The sequence below is a fragment of the Mesorhizobium sp. WSM1386 genome (genome assembly GCF_055901595.1).
In genome coordinates this window covers 2,320,968-2,339,038 of record NZ_CM148373.1, presented here as the reverse complement: position 1 = coordinate 2,339,038, position 18,071 = coordinate 2,320,968, and the positions used below count along the sequence as shown (strand labels likewise).

Genomic DNA, 18,071 nt, shown 5'->3' with positions numbered 1-18,071 from the left:
CCATGGCCGTGGGCCGATGACCCGCCCGGCAACGAGGCCTATTTGCGGCCGATCGACATTCAGATCGGTCGATTCTTGCGTCGGGATGCGCCCAATGTGGCGGCCCGCGACGCTATCTTGCAACCTTCACGTTTCCGTGCGATAAATTCCGTGTTCGGGCATTTGCGACCCGGAGAGCGGAACGTTTTGGACGACCTTTCCCCGATACTGTGAATCTCTGACGGCCCCGTTTTTCGGCGGGGGGTTTGACCATGCGCCAATGCATGACTGCCGAAAGCAACCACCGGGAACTGCCCTCGACGCCAGTGGCGGGCAGGACCACCAAAGACTGAACGGGTGAAGGAGTTTCCCCAATGGCCCAGACCGGCACCGTTAAATTCTTCAACGCGACCAAAGGCTTCGGTTTCATCACGCCCGACGGCGGCGCCAAGGACGTGTTCGTCCATATTTCCGCGATCGAGGCCTCGGGCCTGCGCACGCTGGTCGACGGCCAGAAGGTCACTTTCGACGTCGAGCCGGATCGCATGGGCAAGGGCCCGAAGGCCGTCAACCTGCGCGCGGCCTGAACCGTCGACGCGTCGCACGTCCCTGCGGATGTGCGAACGAGGCACCAGGGCTTGGCCCTGGGCATGCAAACAGTTGGAAGGCGCGATGATTTTTCATGTCGGCGACGCAGCTTGAATGCACGTCGCCCAAAACCGGATCCGGTTTTAGGTCAACGACATGCATCACAACGCTTTAAGTGCCTGTAAAACTTTCTCTTGCCGATGACGCTAAAATAAAGGACAAATTTCCTCTCGGGCATTTGCCGGCCCGAGACTGGAGTTTATGGGATCAAAGGAGCTTCCCATGCCGCAGACCGGCACCGTCAAATTCTTCAACCATGCCAAGGGCTTCGGCTTCATCACGCCGGACGATGGCGCGAAGGATGTCTTCGTCCATATTTCGGCCGTGCAGGCGTCGGGTCTTCCCGGTCTCGAAGATGGGCAGAAAGTGACATTCGACACCGAGCCGGACAAGCGCGGCAAGGGGCCCAAGGCCGTCAACCTGTCGGTCGGCTGAGCCGGCTTCGGATACAGGTCGGCTCGGCGGGCCGGTTCTGCTCAATTGCGAGCGTGTTTTTTGGCGCTTTTTGGATCGACCCGTCGAAATCCGTTCAGCCTCCGTTCAGCCACGGTCGCATATTAGTCTTTGGTAAAGCCGGACCGCATCCCCTGCAAAACTGCACGGCCCGGTACGAAGGAGACCAAGATGAACCGAATTTTCAAGACAGCCGTGCTGTCCGCCGCCGTGGTCGCCACCACGCTCGCGACCTTGCCCGCCGCCAACGCGCGTGACTGGCGCCATCACCGCCACGGCAATGGCGATGCCGTTGCCGCCGGCGTCCTCGGCCTCGCCGCCGGTGCCCTGATCGGTGGCGCGTTGGCCAACGACCGGCCGCCACCCGACGCTGACCGCTACTACGATGACGGTTACTACGATCGTGACGTCGTGGTGCGCCCGGCCCCGGTCCGCCGCTACTACGCTGAGCCGCGGGTGGTCTATGCCGACCGTTATGCCGAACCGTGGACGCGTGACTGGTACGAGTACTGCTCGGACCGCTACCGCAGCTTCAACTCGCGTACCGGCACCTTCACCGGCAATGACGGCGAGCAGCATTTCTGCACCGCCAACTGAGTGCATGTCGCCCAAAAGTGCGCAGCGGTTTTGGGATAACGACTTGCACAAGATAGAATTTCAAAGCGCGAAAGCGCTTTAGGGCTTCCCTGCCCCACAAAAAAGCGCTGGCTGCATGGTCGGCGCTTTTTTGTAGTGTTGCCGCTTCGGAACTCTTCTGAGGTCGGCTCGGATCCAGTCCGAAGGATTCAAGTCAGGAACGGATTGGTCCTGCGCTCTTCGCCAAAACGGCCGCCGGGGCCATGGCCGCAGATGAAGCCGATATCGTCGCCGAGCGGCAGCAGCTTGTCCTTGATCGACGCGATCAGCGTCGCGTGGTCGCCGCCCGGCAGGTCGGTGCGGCCGACCGAGCCGCGGAACAGCACGTCGCCGACATGGGCGAACTTGGCCGCGCGGTTGTAGTAGACGACATGGCCAGGCGCATGACCCGGGCAGTGCAGCACCTCGAACACATGGCCGCCGAACGATACGGTCTCGCCCTCGGTGAGGAACCGGTCGGGAACGCAATCGCGCGAACCGTCGATGCCGTAGCGCCTGCCCTGGTTCGCCAGATTGTCGAGCAACGGCTTGTCGGCCGCATGCGGACCGATGATCTCGATACCGAGCGCCTCCTTCAAGTCCATCGCGCCGCCGGCATGGTCGATGTGGCCATGGGTGATCCAGATCGCTCCAGCCGTGATCGCATTGTCCTTCAGCACCGCCAGCACCTTGTCGATGTCGCCGCCCGGATCGACGACCACACCGTGCTTGTCGTCCATGTCGAACAGGACGGTGCAGTTCTGCTGGAACGGTGTGACCGGCACGATGCCGGCATTGAGCTGACCCATGATCGTCCTTTCGCTATCTCGGCCGTCATGTAGAGGCAGCAGCGAAGGGCGTCCACCCTCGAGGGGACGAACAGCCACTCACTTCAACGACAGGAATGGCGCTTCAACGACAGAAATGGCGCTTCAACGAAAGAAGTGGCGCTTCAAAACAGAAATGGGCGGCCGAAGCCGCCCACTTGGCCACCCCGAGTGACAGGCTTATTTCTTCATGGCGCCCATGACCGCGCCGAGAATGCCGGTCAGGATCGCGCCGCCACCGGCGCCGCCGACGATGTTCTGCAGGTTGAGCGCGCTGCCGAGACCGCTCGTTGCCGCCGCTGCCGCTGCCGGATCGACCGTGCCGCCGAGCAGGCTGCCGAGGATGGCCGCACCGCCGACGCCGCCAATGGCGCCGCCCAGGATTTTGGGAAGCTGACCCATCGCTGCCGTCTTGAGCGCCGCACCGACCGCCTGACCACCGATGATGCCTGTAATCACCTGTATAATGATCGGAAGAAGCGTGTTCATGTCCATATGGTTAGTCCCTCCATAGCTGCCAGCCTCCCGGGCCGACAGCATCATGAGACGCCGAATTGGACGAAAGTCAAATGCAGAAACGCTGAAATAAAAGGGGCGATCCGAAAACCGCCCCTGCTTGCGAAAAAAGCTGTGACTTTCGTTATTCTGCAGCGATCGCGTGCTTCGGCTGAACCGCGACAGAATAGTCGTTCATGAGATTCTTTGCGATTTCACCAACCTCGAATCGGTAAGGCCCGATCTCCGAAACCGGCGTTACTTCCGCAGCCGTCCCGGTCAGGAAACATTGCTCGAAGCCCTCGAGCTCTTCCGGCATGATTGCACGTTCAATGACCTCAAGGCCGCGATCCTTGGCCAGCCCAATGACCGTGCGGCGAGTGATGCCATCGAGGAAGCAGTCGGGCTTGGGTGTATGGATCTTGCCGTCCTTGACGAAGAAGATGTTGGCGCCGGTTGCTTCCGCGACTTGCCCGCGCCAGTCGAGCATCATGGCGTCGGCATAACCCTTGGCCTCGGCGGCGTGCTTGGACATGGTGCAGATCATGTAGAGGCCGGCGGCCTTCGACTTGGACGGCGCGGTGCGCGGGTCGGGCCGGCGCCATTCCGCTATGTCGAGACGGATACCCTTCAGCTTCTGCGCCGGATCGAAATAGCTCGGCCACTGCCAGATGGCGATGGCGCAGTTGATGCGGTTGTTCTGGGCCGAAACGCCCATCTGCTCGCTGCCGCGCCAGGCGATCGGCCTGACATAGGCGTCCTGGAAACCCTGCTTCTTCAACAGCGTGGTCGAGGCGTCGTTGAGCTCGGCGACCGAATAGGGAATCTTGAAGCCGAGCAGGCGCGCCGATTCATGCAGGCGCTCGGTATGCTCGTTGAGCTTGAAGATCTCGCCGCCATAGGCGCGCTCGCCCTCGAAGACGGCGCTGGCATAGTGCAGGCCGTGCGTCAGCACGTGGATCTTGGCGTCGCCCCACTGGACGAACTCGCCGTTCATCCAGATGAAGCCGTCCAGTTGGTCGAAGGGAACGGATGCCATGGTAACCTCCCGCGGGCCGCGGCCCGCATATCTTTAGTGTCGTTGCGTGTTCTTTTTGGCCGTGCCATGTGATTGGAGACGCCGGCCGGTGTCTCGAAGCGTAAGCGGATATTCACGCTCTGGCAAACTCAGGAAGTTCCGGAAAAACCGGCTTGCCTTGCCTTTTCGTTCGCAATCCGCCCAAAAGCTTGTCAAAAATTACCATTGCAGGGAAATTACGTCAATAGTACTGACATAATATCCCTTTCCCATGGAGAAATGATGACGGATCGAAGCCACGCAGGGAAACCGATCAGGACCGCGATCACCGACGAGGACGGCATCGACTTCGCCATCATCGAGCTGTTCTTCTTCGCCTATCGCGACTTCACCTCCGATCCCGATCAGATCCTGGCCGATTACGGCTTCGGCCGTGCCCACCACCGGGTGCTGCATTTCGTCAACCGCAGGCCGGGCCTGACGGTCGCCGAACTGCTCGACGTGCTCAAGATCACCAAGCAGAGCCTGGCGCGCGTGCTCAAGCAACTGATCGACACCGACCATGTCGTGCAATTGCAAGGTCCGCGCGACCGCCGCCAGCGCGAACTCTATCCGACGGCCAAGGGCCGTGCGCTGGCTCTGGCCCTGGCGCGGCCACAGTCGCGCCGCATCCGTGCTGCATTGGAAGATTCCGGAGCCACCGAACGGACCTTGGTGGAACGCTTCCTCGAAGCGATGGTCAATCCGGAACTGAGAGCTCAGATCGACGTTGGGTCCGCAAAAATGTCAGGGAAAAGCCATGGAGAGCACTGAGAGGGTCGATCAGGCGGCCGCACCGGACGACGACGCGCCGCATCTGCTTGTGGTCGACGACGACACCCGCATCCGCAATCTTCTCAAGCAATATCTGACCGAGAACGGCTTTCGCGTTACCGTTGCCGGCAATGCCGACGAAGCCCGGCGCAAGCTCGCCGGCCTCGATTTCGACCTGCTCGTGCTGGACGTGATGATGCCGGGCGAAAGCGGCGTCGATCTCACCAAATCGTTGCGCGCCGAAAAGAACGTGCCGATCCTGATGCTGACGGCGCTGTCGGAGACAGACAGCCGCATCTCCGGACTGGAGGCCGGCGCCGACGACTATCTGCCAAAACCCTTCGATCCGCGCGAGCTGATCCTGCGCATCAACAACATCCTGCGCCGCGGCGGCCCGGCGACGACGCCCAAGGTCGAACAGCTGGTCTTTGGCCCCTACACCTTCCAGATCGCCCGGCGTGAACTGAAGCGCGGCGGCGAGGCGCTGAAGCTGACCGACCGCGAGCAGGAGATCCTGGCGATCTTCGCCGCGCGCGCCGGCGAGACCATTCCGCGCCACGAACTGGTCGGCGACGATTCGGAGGTCGGCGAGCGCACCATCGACGTCCAGATCAACCGGCTGCGCCGCAAGATCGAGCGCGATCCGTCCAACCCCGTCTGGCTGCAAACCGTGCGCGGTATTGGGTATCGGCTCAGCGTGGAATAGAGTTACCGGCGGCGGCCTGAATTGCGGCCGGCGGATGAAAAGAGCCAATGGCGACCACGGAACTGGAACAGCCGGAAAATGACGCCTTGAGCGCACGCGCCACGCGAACGCTCAAGACGGTGCCGCGCATCTGGAACCGGTTCTGGCGCCTCGTTTCTTTTTACATGCCCAAGCGCCTCTATGCGCGCTCGCTGATCATCGTCATTGCGCCGATGATCCTTCTGCAATCGGTCGTCGCCTTCGTCTTCATGGAGCGTCATTGGGCGACCGTGACGCAGCGCCTGTCGCAGGCCACCGTGCGCGACATCGCAGCCATCATCGATCTGATCGAGACCTATCCGCACGATGCCGACTATGCCAACATCATCCGCATCGCGCAGGATCGCATGCAGTTGAAGGTCGACCTCCTGCCTCCCGACCCCCTGCCGCCGCCTGGGCCGAAGCCCTTCTTCTCGATCCTCGACGACGTCCTCTCGTCCGAGATTACCCGCCAGATCAACCGCCCGTTCTGGATCGACACTGTCGGCAATTCCAACATCGTCGAGGTGCGCGTCCAACTCGAGGGCAAGGTGCTGCGCGTCTTCGTGCGCCGCAGCCAGGCCTATGCCTCGAACACCCACATCTTCCTGATCTGGATGGTCGGTACCTCGCTGGTGCTGCTGATGATCGCCATCCCCTTCCTGCGCAACCAGATCCGGCCGATCCTGACGCTTGCCGAAGCCGCCGAGAGCTTCGGCAAGGGCCGGCCGATGCCGCGCGATTTCCGTCCGCGCGGCGCCGAGGAGGTGCGGCGTGCCGGCTTTGCCTTCATCCAGATGCGCGAGCGCATCGAGCGCCAGATCGAACAGCGAACCGCCATGCTCACCGGCGTCAGTCATGACCTGAGAACCATCCTCACCCGCTTCAAGCTGCAGCTGGCGCTGGCCGGCGGCAAGGCCGACACCAAGGCGGCCCTCAACCAGGACATCGACGACATGCAGTCGATGCTGGAAGGCTATCTCTCCTTTGCCCGCGGCGAAGCCTCGGAAGATCCGGGACGCTTCGACCTCGAAGCTTATTTCCAGAAACTCGGCGAAGAAGCGGCCCTGCGCAAATGCAAACTGTCGACGACGCTTTCCGGCGATCCGACCGTGCATGTGCGGCCGAATGCCTTCGCCCGGCTGTTGTCCAACGTCATCGGCAATGCCTTCCGCTATGCCAAGACGGTGGAGGTCACCGCCGACCACGGACGTGGCTCCCTCGTCGTCACCGTCGACGATAACGGTCCCGGCATTCCGATCGACAGGCGCGAGGACGTGTTCAAGCCCTTCGTACGGCTTGACGAGGCCCGCAACCTCGATGCCAGCGGCACCGGGCTGGGCCTGTCGATCGCCCGCGACATTGCCCGCAGCCATGGCGGCGACATCACCCTCGACGACAGTCCGCTCGGCGGATTGCGGGCCGTGATCAAGGTTCCGGCCTGACCGCGGCACGATCCCGGAAAGTAGAACCGGCTTTTCTCGGACAAACGGAAATCGTTTGTCCAGAGATCATGCCCAACCGGAAGGCTGCTTCATCCGCCCGTCATGAAATCATGATCAAGAGCACGCATGAAACGCGCGACTACACTTGATTCGTCCTTGCCGCCTCACTTCGATCCCGTACCCGCCAAGGTGCGCTGGAGCCAAGCGCGGGCGGCGGGCTGGTCGCCGTTCCGGCATCGTCTCAACGCAACCGCCGACCTTTCCAGCAAAGGGCCGCCATGCGCATCTTGATGGTCACCGACGCCTGGCGCCCGCAAATCAACGGCGTCGTCCACACGCTGGAGCGGCTCACCGAAACCCTGAAATCCTTCGACGTCGCGGTCGATTTCCTGACACCCAACATCTTCCGCACGCTGCCCTTGCCGACCTATCCCGACATCAGGCTGGCGTTGACCACGCCCGGCCACGTCGCGCGGCTGATCGATGCCTACAAGGCCGACCACATCCATATCGTCACCGAAGGGCCGCTCGGCATCATGGCGCGGCGCTATTGCCGCAATGCCGGCCGCCCGTTCACCACCAGCTACCACACGCGCTTTCCTGAATATCTCAGCGCCCGGCTGCCGGTGCCGGAAAGCTGGGCCTATCGCTGGCTTCGTGATTTCCACAATTCCGGCCAGGGCACGCTGGTCGCCACCCAGTCGCTCGCCGACGATCTCTCGGCGCGCGGCTTCAACAAGCTGCGGCCGTGGACGCGCGGCGTCGATACCGACCATTTCCGCCCGGACAAGCGCAAGGACCTCGGCTTTCCCGGCCCCGTCTTCCTCTGCGTCGGCCGCGTCGCCATCGAAAAGAACCTTTCCGCCTTTCTCGACCTCGACCTGCCAGGCAGCAAGGTGATCGTCGGCGAGGGACCGGAACTCACCAAGCTCAGGGCAAGGTACCCGCAGGCGCATTTCCTGGGCCACCGCCCCAATGACGAACTGGCCGAGATCTATGCCTCTGCCGACGTCTTCGTCTTCCCCAGCCGCACCGACACCTTCGGCAACGTCATCATCGAGGCGCTGGCCAGCGGCACGCCGGTGGCCGCCTATCCGGTGACCGGGCCGATCGACATCGTCGGCGACGGCTTTGGCGGCGCGGTCTCGAACGATTTGCGCGAGGCAGCGCTTGCCGCCCTCAACGTCGACCGCTCTCAGGCTCGCGAACGCGCCATGCGCTACAGCTGGAAGGCTTGCGCCGAAATGTTCCTCCATGCGGTCGAGGAGGCGCTGGGCAGGACGCGCAAGCTGGCGGCCTGATGGAGCTGGCGCGCTGCGATGCATCGCGATCGTGCGCGGCGGGCTTCGATCTCCGCGAGCGCGCTTCTTGCGAGAGCTTGTGCAACCGTTCCGTGCGGTGCATTATTGTGCGCGTGTGGGGGATTGGCGCCGATTTCAACGCTGGACGAGTTGCCTGCCGTAACGCCGAAGCGCCGCCTGTTGCGCATCGGCAAGACCGTCGCGAGAGTGTTCGGCTATTGCCGTGCGAACGCCTGGCCACTTTTCGTGGCCGCCTGGTTACCCTGCTTCCTGACGACGCTCTGTCTGATTGTGCTTGCTTTTGTTCTCTTTGCCGATCCGAGACAGGCGCCCACCTGGCTTCTATCGCGAGGCTTTGACCCCAGGACTTGGCTTTCCGCCATTGTTGCCGCGCCGTTCTCGGGAATGGTCTTTGCGTTCGTTCTGGATCGCATGGCGAACGCGCCCGAGCCCGGCCGTGTCGTTGTTCGGCGCGGCATTGAGAGCGTCAAACACTTTGCGATCCCGGGCATGCGCCTTGAGTTCGGTCAGCGGATTCTTGTGGCTGCGTTGCTGCTCGCTGTCGTCCAGCTCCTTTGCGGCTTTGCCGTCGCCAGTGAGCACGGACTGCTCGTTGCCGGCCTGATGGCCACACGTGACCTACCGCTCAGCCCCGAGGATGTCGCGCCTTGGGCGTCGGCGATAGGAGTCTTCAACGTCTTCGTTGGCGGTATCGTGCTAGCCTGGACATATCTGTTCGTCGGCGATTTTCTCTGGACGGGATCGTTTGATCCAATCGGATGCTGGCGTGCACTCGATGGCAATCATCTGCGTTTCGTCGCCATTATGTTCATCGTTCTCGCGACAGTCGCCATACTCAAATATGGGCTGATCCTGGCCGCAGCCTTGGTCCTGATTCCTGCGGATGCCGCGGCGCCCTCCTTCTTGAACCTCATGCTGATGCATTTCGGCCTGGCATGGCCGTTCGACCTCCTGCATCTCGTGCTCTCAGCCGCAACGGTCGGAACCATTCTCGGCGCGTTCCGGCCCCAGCCTGCTCGCTAATCCCAGAGCAGAGGCAACGCCTCGCGAACGCGAGGACAATCGCTAGCGCCGAATGTCGGAATTGGGCACCAGCTCGGCGCATTTCGTGGCGCCTTCCTCACGCCCAGGCATGAAGCTGTCCTTGTTGAGCCAAGGAGAACTTGCATGCGTGGTCATTGCTTATGTGGCGCTATTGCTTTCGAAGTCGATGGCCCGGCACGGGCCTGCGTGGTCTGTCATTGTGAAAGTTGTCGGCGGCAATGTTCTGCGCCGATGACCACCTATATTGGCGTCTTGAACGGCCAATGGCGATGGCTGGGTAAGCTACCGAAGGTATTCAACTCTTCTCCCGGTGTGGAAAGAACATTTTGTGATCACTGTGGCTCGCCGTTGTCCTTCCGCTCAAAGAACATGTCTGATGTCATGCATTTTTTTACGGCAGCGATGGAGGAGCCAGAAAAATTTGCACCTACGCTGCATGTGGCTTTTGAGGAGAAGCTCCCTTGGTTGAAGCTCGCCGACAACCTGCCGACCCGTTTTGGGCCTGACTATACGAAAGACTAGAACAGCCGGCCGCCGTCCGGCACCTTGCGCTCGATGGCGCCGAGCACCACGGCGCCCTCCTCGTCGGGAAAACCCAGCGTCAGCACTTCCGACATGAACGGCCCGATCTGGCGCGGCGGGAAATTGACCACCGCGAACACCTGCCGGCCTACAAGCGTTTCCGGCGTATAGTATTTGGTGATCTGCGCCGACGACTTCTTGATGCCGATGTCGGGGCCGAAATCGATCTTCAGCTTGAAGGCCGGCTTGCGCGCTTCCGGAAACGGTTCGGCCTCGACGATCGTGCCGGCGCGGATGTCGACACGATCGAAATCGGCAAAACTGATCTCAGGTTTGCGCTCTTTGCTTGCACTCATTCGCGTACCGCTCAGGCGTTGCCATAGGTCTCGAACAATACGCCGGCCAGCGCATCCTTGGCCGAGGTTCCCGACCAGACGACGAACTGGAACGCCTGGAAGTAGCATTCGCAAGCTTCCAGCGCCGAGGACAAGAGCACCTCGACCTGCTGGCTCGACGGTTCGACCCCGCCGGCCAAAAGCAGCGACTGGCGGAACATGATCGCGCCTTCCTGCTCCCAGAGATCGAAATGGCCGAACAGCATCTGCTCGTTGATCAGCGACAACAGCCGCATCACTTCCAGCGCGCGGGTCTCCGGCACCTTGATGTCGAAGGCGCAGGCCAGATGCAGCGCCTCGAAATCCTCCATCCAGGAGAAGGACACGTGATAATCGGTCCAGCTGCCGGCAACCGAGATCGAGATTTCATCATCGCCGGCCCGTTCGAAGGACCAGTCGTTGTTGTGGGCCACCTGCTCGATAACATCCACCGGATGGATTTCGCGGGAGAATTCGAGTTCGAGAAGTTCCATGGAATGCTTCCTGTCGTTCTGAGGAGCGCCGCCACACGCTCCGCGGGAGGGCACACAACGAACAATCTGATCTAGAACTCGGACGGCCAGGACTTTCTTCGCGCGAAAGACTGCTTCTCGACGCAAAGACCCCAGACCGGACCCCACCGCCCGGCCGCATGACCCTGCTCCGAATCATGCAACAAATTCAGTCTATTGATCGGGAGTCGCGTGAACAGCCCAATTTTTCGCACTGCGGCATTCGCATGTGGAAAGGCGCTGTCACAAAGATTCATGCAATGCCGTTAAGCGATTCACGGCAAAGCGCTTTTCAGACTCGCACTATGTGGAAAAGTTTAACGATTATTTTTTGCGCGAGGCTTTGCCGCCGCCGCCGGTGCGGCATCACCGGCCAGTTCGGCGAGCCTGGCTTCGAGCGATTCAATACGGGCGGCAAGCCGGGCATTCTCGTCCCGGGCCTTGGCGGCCATCTCGCGCGTGGCCTCGAATTCCTCGCGCTGCACCACGTCCATCGTGTTGAGGATACGCTCGGCCTGCCCCTTGAAGGCGGTCTCGACCTCGCGCCGAACGCCTTGCGCGGCACCCGCGGCATCGGTCATCAACTTGGCGAATTCATCGAGAATGCGGTTCGGTCCGGTCGACATGGCAAATCCTCGGTTGCTGAAATTGACGTAGTGGCGCGGCGCGCCGAATGCAAGAAGGTTGAGGGCTGGTGCGGCCTCTGCGTTGCTATGGCGCATGGCAGTGCCATGCTTGTAAGAAGCTCTCAGGCGGCGCAAAAGCTGTACTTGAGGGCTCCAGATCGCCTATTGTGTTCTCATCTCCTACCGCGTCAAGCACATCTCAGTCAGGGTCAACCAATGGCAACGCCCCCGCGCCGACCGACAAATCCGATGGCAGCCGCCGAAGCTGCCTTCAAACCGGTGAAGAAGCCGGCACCGCCAATTCGCGAAGCTTCGGCCGCGCCGAATGTCCGCGAGCTGGTTTCGATCCGGATCGACCGGGCCGTACTCGATCATTTCCAGGAAGATGGGCCCGGCTGGCAGGACAGGATCAACGACGCGTTGCGGCAGTTGGTGGCCGCCAAGCTTCGGGATTGAGCGCACCGCCTGCGCGGCGCGATGGGCCTGCAACGGTGATCCGATCCGACCTTTGACGCCGACCACCTTGCCTTGACCCTGCCAAAACCCTGCCGCATGGTCCGCGCCCAACGCGTTCGCAACCGAGAGCTCCCCGTTGAACGAATATTTCCTGCTGCCGCTGGCCTCGCTGCCGTTTCCCAACATCAACCCGATCCTCATCCAGATCGGGCCGCTGGCGGTGCACTGGTACGGCGTCGGCTACATCGTCGGTATTCTGTTCGCCTGGTGGTATGCCAAGCGGCTCGCCGCCAATGCGAGGCTGTGGCCCGACGGCATCCTGGCCGGCATCTGGGCGATGGCAACCGCCAAGCCGGTGACGCAAGCAGAGCCGCAGGCGACATGACGCGGCTGAAGACCCGCATCGTCGACCTGATCGAGGCGACGGGCCCGATCCCCATCAACGAATACATGGCGCTGTGCCTGTTCGACCCCACGGACGGCTACTACACGACGCGCGAGCCCTTCGGCGTCGCCGGCGACTTCATCACCGCGCCGGAGATCAGCCAGATGTTCGGCGAACTCGTCGCCGTCTGGCTCTACCAGGCCTGGGCTGCGATCGGCCGGCCGATACCGGTCACCGTCGCCGAGATCGGTCCTGGCCGTGGCACGCTGATGAAGGACATGCTGCGCACCTTGTCACGGCTCGAACCTGACCTGGCCAACAGCGCAGCCTTCGCCATGATCGAGACCAGCCCGCGCCTGGCCGAGATCCAGAAACAGACGCTTGGCGCGACGCCCTTCGCGGTTGGCTGGCACGAAACAATCGACACGCTGCCGCGGCAGCCTCTGCTGATCGTCGGCAACGAATTGTTCGACGCCGTGCCCATCCGCCAGTTCGTCCGGGCCGGCGCCAGCTGGCGCGAGCGCATGGTCGGTCTCGACGACAAGGACGAACTTTGCTTCTTCGCCGGCGCCGGCTCGGTCGACCCGACGCTGCTCCCCGCCGACGCCGGCGAGGCACCACAAGGTGCGATCGCCGAAGTGGCACCGGCCCGCTCCGCCCTGATGGCAGCCATTGCCGAGCGCATATCCAGTCATGGCGGCGCCGGACTGTTCCTTGACTATGGCCATTTGCGGCCGGGTGTCGGCGACACGCTGCAGGCCCTGCGCAAGCACAATCACGAAGATGTGCTGGCCAATCCCGGCGAAGCCGACCTCACCTCCCATGTCGATTTCGCCGCCCTTGCCGCAATCGTGCGCGCACATGGCCTCGACGCCTATCTGTCGAGACAGGGCGATTTCCTGCTCGGCATGGGCATTCTCGAGCGCGCCGGCCGGCTTGGCGCCGATGCCGGCCAGGCGGCGCGCGACAAGATTGCCAGCGATGTCGAACGCCTCGCCGGCCCGAAGGCGATGGGCGATCTGTTCAAGGTGCTTGCCATCGTCCCGCGTGGCGTGGCCGTTCGCCCCTTTGCCACGGCGGATTGACTTTTCACCGTTACCCCTCCCAATCTCGCGTCCGGCAAAAGAGCGGTGGAACCGCCGGCTGCTTTTTCTTGACGAAACCGCCCACACGGACAACAACGCCCGCATGCTGAATCAGACCAAACCGGATCCCGTTCGGTCGCCGCTGCTGGACAAGGCGCAGGCACAGGGCATCCGCCATGGCTATTTCACCCGCATAGGCGGCGTCTCGACCGGCATCTACCAGGGCCTCAACATCGGCACCGGGTCGGATGACGACCAGGCGCTGGTGGCCGAGAACCGCCGCCGTGTCGCCGCCTGGATGGGTGTGCCGCCGAACCATCTGTTGACCGCCTGGCAGGTCCATTCGCCCGACGTCATTGTCGCCAGGGAACCCTTTGCCGGCGAACGGCCCAAGGCCGACGCCATCGTCACCGACCGGCCGGGTATCGCCATCGGCGCCTCGACCGCCGATTGCGGCCCAGTACTCTTCGCCGATATGGAAGCGCGCGTCATCGGCGCGGCGCATGCCGGCTGGAAAGGCGCTTTCACAGGCGTGCTCGAAAATACCATCACCGCCATGGAAGGCCTCGGCGCCCGGCGCGAAAACATCATAGCCGTGCTCGGCCCCTCGATCGGCCCCGAAAACTACGAGGTCGGACCGGAATTCGTCGCTCGCTTCGTCGAGGCCGATGCGGAAAACACCGGCTATTTCGCGCCTTCGGCACATGCCGGCCATGCCATGTTCGATCTCAACCGCTATACGGTCGACCGGCTGGCCAGGGCCGGCGTAAAGGCTGAGGGCCTCGGCCGCTGCACCTATGCCGAGGAAGATCTGTTCTACTCCTACCGGCGCACCACGCACCGCAAGGAGCCCGATTACGGCCGGCAGGTTTCGGCCATCGTTTTGGAGAAGGAATAATGGCGCTGCATTTTGAACGATCGGAATTTGACGCGCGGCGCGACCGGCTGATGATCGAGATGGCCGAAAAGAAGCTCGACGCCATGCTGCTGTTCGCGCAGGAAAGCATGTACTGGCTCACCGGCTACGACACGTTTGGCTTCTGTTTCTTCCAGTGCCTGGTGGTGAAGGCCGACGGCTCGATGGTGCTTTTGACCCGCTCGGCCGACCTGCGCCAGGCACGCCAGACCTCCATCATCGACAACATCGTGCTGTGGACCGACCGCGACGGCGCCAATCCGGCGGTCGACCTGCGCAATCTGCTCAACGATCTCGACCTGCTCGGCGCCCGCATCGGCGTCGAATACGACACCCACGGCCTGACCGCCTTCAATGGCCGGCGGCTCGACGAGCAATTGCAGACCTTCGGCCAGATCGCCGATGCATCCGGCATCGTCGGCCGGCTGCGCCTGTTCAAGAGCCCGGCCGAGGTCGCCAAGGCCGAGAAGGCCGCCAACCTCTCCGACGACGCCCTGGACGCGGCCTTGCCGCTGATCAAGCAGGGCGGCGACGAAGCCCTGATCCTGGCCGCCATGCAGGGTGCGATCTTTGCCGGCGGCGGCGATTATCCGGCCAACGAGTTTATCATCGGCTCCGGCATCGACGCGCTGCTCTGCCGCTACAAGGCCGGCCGCCGCAAGCTAACCAAGAACGACCAGCTGACGCTGGAATGGGCCGGCGTCTTTCATCATTACCATGCGCCGATGATGCGCACGGTGCTGACCGGCAAGGTCTCGAAGCGCCATCAGGAACTGTTCGACGCGGCGCGCGCGGCCCTTCTTGCCGTCGAAAAGGCAATGACGCCGGGCAACAGTTTCGGTGACGTGTTCGATGCCCACGCCCGCACCATGGAAGCGCATGGCCTGACCAAGCATCGGCTGAACGCCTGCGGCTACTCCGTCGGTGCCCGCTTCACCCCGTCCTGGATGGACATGCCGATGTTCTACCAGGGCAACCCCGAGCCGATCGCGCCGAACATGACGCTGTTCGCCCACATGATCATCATGGATTCAGAGGCGGAGACGGCAATGACGCTTGGCCGCACCTATCTGACCACCGAATCCCAGCCGAAGCCGCTGTCCCGCCATGATCTCGACTTGATCGTACAGTGAATCCATAATGGGAGGCGTTCTTCGCCAAGGAGTTAGAAGGCAAATGAGACGATCGCATGTGACGACCGTGTCATTGCTTGTGGCATTGGCTCTTGCCGCCTGCACCAACGCAAAGGACGTTCTCGAACCTTCCGCCATCACCCCGCCGGCGGCCTCGGCGCCGGGAGCGCAAGGCGCGGCCACTGTTCCCCCGCTGTCATCGACGGCCACCACCACCGCCGGCGCTTCTGCGACCACCACGGCCGGCGCAACCGCTGCCGCGCCGCTCACGTCGGCTCAAAGCGCTGCCATCCTGTCGAAGACCCGCCTGCAGATCGCGCCGATCGTCGGCGCTTCGGTGGAAGCCGCCACGCCGCTGACGGCCGAACTGCAGACGCGGGCCAAGCAGCGTGGCATCACGCTGGCCGGCAGCCAGGATCAGACCGCAACCCATGTGCTCAAGGGCTATTTCTCGGCGATCTCCGAAGGCAAGGACACCACCGTCATCTATGTCTGGGATGTCTACGACCCGACCGGCAACCGGCTGCACCGCATCAATGGCCAGATGAAAGCGCCTTCGGTCAATTCCGGCGGCAGCGCCGACGCCTGGAAAGCGGTGGCGCCGGCCACCATGCAGGCGATCGCCGACCAGACGATCGACCAGTTCACGGCGTTTCTCGGCGGCAAGGCCGGCTGAGGTGTTGCCCGCCAGTGATGAGCGTGAAGTTTTCCTAGGCTTAGCCGGCGGATTCCCCATCTCGGCGCTTGCAATACCGGCGCGGGCCGCTAAAAGCCCGGTTAAAAGGTGCAGGAGAGTCTGTCCGGGTTCTCCATCCTCCACCAGGAACGGTGCATGAAACTCTTCGCGGGCAATTCCAACAGGGTGCTGGCCGAAGCGGTCGCCCGCTATCTCAACATCCCGCTGGGCAAGGCCACGGTCAGGCGCTTCGCCGACCAGGAAATCTTCGTCGAAATCCAGGAAAACGTGCGTGGCGAGGATGTCTTCATCCTGCAGTCGACCTCGTTCCCGACCAACGATCACCTGATGGAACTGCTCATCATGATCGATGCCTTCATGCGTTCGTCGGCAAAACGCATCACGGCGGTCATCCCCTATTTCGGCTACGCCAGGCAGGACCGGCGCGCCTCCGGCCGCACGCCGATCTCGGCCAAGCTGGTCGCCAACATGATCACCCGCGCCGGCGTCGACCGCGTCTTGACCCTCGACCTGCATGCCGGCCAGATTCAGGGCTTCTTCGACATTCCGACCGACAACCTGTTTTCGGTTCCGGTGATGGCCCGCGATGTGAAGGCGAAATACAAGCAGCTCGGCAATGTCGTGGTGGTGTCGCCAGACATTGGCGGCGTGGTGCGGGCCCGCGCGCTGGCCAAGCGCTTCGACGCCCAGCTCGCCATCGTCGACAAGCGCCGTGAGCGCCCGGGCGAATCGGAAGTCATGAACATCATCGGCGCGGTCGCCGGCAAGGACTGCCTGCTGATCGACGACATCGTCGATTCCGGCGGCACGCTGTGCAATGCCGCCGACGCGCTGCTGGCCAACGGCGCCACCAGCGTCACCGCCTACATCACTCATGGCGTGCTGTCGGGCGGAGCGGTAGCCCGCATCAGCGGCTCGAAGCTGCAGGAACTGGTGATCACCGATTCCATCCAGCCGACGCAGGCCGTGCTCGACGCGCCCAACATCCGCGTCATCTCGATCGCCGACCTGATGGGCGAAGCCATCTCGCGTACCGCGACCGAGGAATCGGTGTCGAGCCTGTTCGACTAGAGACAGCTGCCGCTACGGCGCGGGGCTTTCCAGCCGAACCGGGCCGACCAGGCGACGAGCGACCTCGACGCTTTCGCGTGCGCCGCGCATATAGCCGCGCGGCGAGGTGCCGAGCATCCGCTTGAACATGGTGATGAAGGCCGGCACGCTGTCATAGCCCAGGTCGAGCGCCACCCTGGTGATCGGCTCGCCATCGGCGAGCCTCGGCAGCGCGGCGAACAGGCAGGCCTGCTGGCGCCATGTCGACAGCGACAAGCCGGTCTGGCGCTGGAAGGCGCGGGTGAAGGAGCGGCGGCTCATGCCTGCGGCATCGGCCCACTCGTCGATCGTCGCGTGCGGCGATGGCGCGGCGACGAAGCGCCGGCAGAGCGCCGCCAGCCTCGGATCGGACGGGAACGGCAGCCCAAGCGGCCGCTCCGGCAAGGTCGGGATTTCGTGCAGCAGCAGGTTCATGATCAACCCGCCGCGCCCTTCCAACTCACCGCCCTGCGGCAGTTTTTCCGATTCCACGATCAGGCTGTGCATCAGGTCGGTGACGCCGACGACGCGCAACCCTTCGGGCAGTCCGGCGATCGCGCCTGGCATGACATAGACCGAGCGCATCGAGACATCGCCAAGCATTTCGACGGAATGCTCGGTGCCGGCCGGAATCCACATCGCATGGTCGGGCGGCACCATCCAGCGCCCGTGCCGCGTCGTCACCAGCACGACGCCGACCAGCGCATGCAGCAACTGGCTGCGGCTGTGGCGGTGCTGGGGCACGCGGTAGCCGTCGGGATATTCGGTCGGCAACGCCACCGCCGGCCCGGCCACCTGCTCCAGCCACTGCCAGCGGCTTTCGTGCAATTTGCCGAGGTCGGTATTGCCGGCGCGAAAGATTTCCCTGCCATGCGACATCTTCTCTGGCCCAC

The 18,071-nt window shown here is 63.0% G+C and carries 22 protein-coding genes and 1 pseudogene; 16 read left to right on the top strand and 7 right to left on the bottom strand.

Going from position 1 to position 18,071, the window contains the following annotated elements:
- The first annotated feature begins 353 nt into the window (after nucleotides 1–353).
- From AC0NIH_RS11480 to AC0NIH_RS11470, 3 genes are all read left to right on the top strand, one after another.
- A complete protein-coding gene (locus AC0NIH_RS11480) occupies nucleotides 354–566 on the top strand; it encodes a cold-shock protein (protein ID WP_006202520.1) in 213 nt (70 codons plus the stop codon).
- A gap of 283 nt (nucleotides 567–849) precedes the next feature.
- On the top strand, nucleotides 850–1,062 hold the full coding sequence (locus AC0NIH_RS11475; RefSeq protein ID WP_008877668.1) for a cold-shock protein: 213 nt from the start codon (nucleotides 850–852) through the stop codon (nucleotides 1,060–1,062).
- Between the two features lie 189 nt (nucleotides 1,063–1,251).
- Nucleotides 1,252–1,677, top strand: coding sequence for a BA14K family protein (locus AC0NIH_RS11470; RefSeq protein ID WP_031250362.1), 426 nt, complete (start codon nucleotides 1,252–1,254; stop codon nucleotides 1,675–1,677).
- Between the two features lie 188 nt (nucleotides 1,678–1,865).
- Here the strand turns inward: AC0NIH_RS11470 and AC0NIH_RS11465 are convergent, their stop codons facing one another.
- The 3 genes from AC0NIH_RS11465 to AC0NIH_RS11455 form a co-directional block, all read right to left on the bottom strand.
- Complete coding sequence (locus tag AC0NIH_RS11465) at nucleotides 1,866–2,504, bottom strand: MBL fold metallo-hydrolase (protein WP_287269300.1); 639 nt, start codon at nucleotides 2,502–2,504, stop codon at nucleotides 1,866–1,868.
- A gap of 198 nt (nucleotides 2,505–2,702) precedes the next feature.
- A complete protein-coding gene (locus AC0NIH_RS11460; protein ID WP_013893507.1) occupies nucleotides 2,703–3,017 on the bottom strand; it encodes a hypothetical protein in 315 nt (104 codons plus the stop codon).
- A gap of 145 nt (nucleotides 3,018–3,162) precedes the next feature.
- On the bottom strand, nucleotides 3,163–4,056 hold the full coding sequence (locus AC0NIH_RS11455) for a branched-chain amino acid aminotransferase (protein WP_023768810.1): 894 nt from the start codon (nucleotides 4,054–4,056) through the stop codon (nucleotides 3,163–3,165).
- A 261-nt stretch (nucleotides 4,057–4,317) separates the two neighbouring features.
- On the opposite strand from AC0NIH_RS11455, the gene AC0NIH_RS11450 reads away from it, so the two are divergent.
- The 6 genes from AC0NIH_RS11450 to AC0NIH_RS11425 all read left to right on the top strand — a co-directional run bounded on the left by AC0NIH_RS11450 (nucleotide 4,318) and on the right by AC0NIH_RS11425 (nucleotide 9,905).
- Nucleotides 4,318–4,848, top strand: coding sequence for a MarR family winged helix-turn-helix transcriptional regulator (locus AC0NIH_RS11450; RefSeq protein ID WP_031258637.1), 531 nt, complete (start codon nucleotides 4,318–4,320; stop codon nucleotides 4,846–4,848).
- On the top strand, nucleotides 4,835–5,554 hold the full coding sequence (locus AC0NIH_RS11445) for a response regulator (protein WP_013893504.1): 720 nt from the start codon (nucleotides 4,835–4,837) through the stop codon (nucleotides 5,552–5,554). The genes AC0NIH_RS11450 and AC0NIH_RS11445 overlap by 14 nt, the downstream gene beginning before the upstream one ends.
- 47 nt (nucleotides 5,555–5,601) lie before the next feature.
- The gene (locus tag AC0NIH_RS11440; RefSeq protein ID WP_023768813.1) at nucleotides 5,602–7,017 is read left to right on the top strand and encodes an ATP-binding protein; all 1,416 of its coding nucleotides are present in this window, start codon (nucleotides 5,602–5,604) and stop codon (nucleotides 7,015–7,017) included.
- Between the two features lie 278 nt (nucleotides 7,018–7,295).
- Nucleotides 7,296–8,318, top strand: coding sequence for a glycosyltransferase family 4 protein (locus AC0NIH_RS11435; RefSeq protein WP_473467985.1), 1,023 nt, complete (start codon nucleotides 7,296–7,298; stop codon nucleotides 8,316–8,318).
- 123 nt (nucleotides 8,319–8,441) lie between these two features.
- Nucleotides 8,442–9,362, top strand: a complete 921-nt coding sequence (locus AC0NIH_RS11430; protein WP_473467983.1) for a hypothetical protein — start codon at nucleotides 8,442–8,444, stop codon at nucleotides 9,360–9,362.
- A 144-nt stretch (nucleotides 9,363–9,506) separates the two neighbouring features.
- Nucleotides 9,507–9,905: a GFA family protein gene (locus AC0NIH_RS11425; RefSeq protein WP_031258638.1), complete on the top strand. Its 399-nt coding sequence runs from the start codon at nucleotides 9,507–9,509 to the stop codon at nucleotides 9,903–9,905.
- Here AC0NIH_RS11425 and AC0NIH_RS11420 read toward each other — a convergent pair.
- The 3 genes from AC0NIH_RS11420 to AC0NIH_RS11410 all read right to left on the bottom strand — a co-directional run bounded on the left by AC0NIH_RS11420 (nucleotide 9,902) and on the right by AC0NIH_RS11410 (nucleotide 11,417).
- Nucleotides 9,902–10,261: a tRNA-binding protein gene (locus AC0NIH_RS11420; RefSeq protein ID WP_473467980.1), complete on the bottom strand. Its 360-nt coding sequence runs from the start codon at nucleotides 10,259–10,261 to the stop codon at nucleotides 9,902–9,904. The genes AC0NIH_RS11425 and AC0NIH_RS11420 overlap by 4 nt on opposite strands.
- Nucleotides 10,262–10,272: 11 nt before the next feature.
- The gene (locus AC0NIH_RS11415; protein WP_013893499.1) at nucleotides 10,273–10,773 is read right to left on the bottom strand and encodes a type III secretion system chaperone family protein; all 501 of its coding nucleotides are present in this window, start codon (nucleotides 10,771–10,773) and stop codon (nucleotides 10,273–10,275) included.
- 335 nt (nucleotides 10,774–11,108) lie between these two features.
- Nucleotides 11,109–11,417 (bottom strand): accessory factor UbiK family protein, encoded by a 309-nt coding sequence (locus tag AC0NIH_RS11410; protein WP_473468019.1) that lies wholly within the window; start codon nucleotides 11,415–11,417, stop codon nucleotides 11,109–11,111.
- A gap of 216 nt (nucleotides 11,418–11,633) precedes the next feature.
- Between AC0NIH_RS11410 and AC0NIH_RS11405 the strand changes: the two genes are divergently transcribed.
- The 7 genes and pseudogenes from AC0NIH_RS11405 (at nucleotide 11,634) to AC0NIH_RS11375 (ending at nucleotide 17,160) form a co-directional block, all read left to right on the top strand.
- Nucleotides 11,634–11,873, top strand: coding sequence for a BrnA antitoxin family protein (locus AC0NIH_RS11405; protein WP_473467977.1), 240 nt, complete (start codon nucleotides 11,634–11,636; stop codon nucleotides 11,871–11,873).
- Nucleotides 11,874–12,009: 136 nt separating this feature from the next.
- Nucleotides 12,010–12,195 (top strand): annotated as a pseudogene (locus tag AC0NIH_RS11400) (prolipoprotein diacylglyceryl transferase family protein); the annotation flags it as partial.
- A gap of 59 nt (nucleotides 12,196–12,254) precedes the next feature.
- On the top strand, nucleotides 12,255–13,343 hold the full coding sequence (locus AC0NIH_RS11395) for a class I SAM-dependent methyltransferase (RefSeq protein ID WP_473467975.1): 1,089 nt from the start codon (nucleotides 12,255–12,257) through the stop codon (nucleotides 13,341–13,343).
- Nucleotides 13,344–13,446: 103 nt separating this feature from the next.
- Complete coding sequence (pgeF, locus tag AC0NIH_RS11390; protein WP_224687707.1) at nucleotides 13,447–14,241, top strand: peptidoglycan editing factor PgeF; 795 nt, start codon at nucleotides 13,447–13,449, stop codon at nucleotides 14,239–14,241.
- On the top strand, nucleotides 14,241–15,392 hold the full coding sequence (locus AC0NIH_RS11385; protein WP_023768824.1) for a M24 family metallopeptidase: 1,152 nt from the start codon (nucleotides 14,241–14,243) through the stop codon (nucleotides 15,390–15,392). Before pgeF ends, AC0NIH_RS11385 begins: the two co-directional genes overlap by 1 nt.
- 43 nt (nucleotides 15,393–15,435) lie before the next feature.
- Nucleotides 15,436–16,068, top strand: coding sequence for a hypothetical protein (locus AC0NIH_RS11380; protein ID WP_473467972.1), 633 nt, complete (start codon nucleotides 15,436–15,438; stop codon nucleotides 16,066–16,068).
- A 156-nt stretch (nucleotides 16,069–16,224) separates the two neighbouring features.
- Nucleotides 16,225–17,160, top strand: a complete 936-nt coding sequence (locus tag AC0NIH_RS11375; RefSeq protein WP_023768826.1) for a ribose-phosphate pyrophosphokinase — start codon at nucleotides 16,225–16,227, stop codon at nucleotides 17,158–17,160.
- A 12-nt stretch (nucleotides 17,161–17,172) separates the two neighbouring features.
- Here AC0NIH_RS11375 and AC0NIH_RS11370 read toward each other — a convergent pair whose 3' ends face one another.
- On the bottom strand, nucleotides 17,173–18,057 hold the full coding sequence (locus AC0NIH_RS11370; protein WP_473467969.1) for an AraC family transcriptional regulator: 885 nt from the start codon (nucleotides 18,055–18,057) through the stop codon (nucleotides 17,173–17,175).
- Between the last annotated feature and the right edge of the window lie 14 nt (nucleotides 18,058–18,071).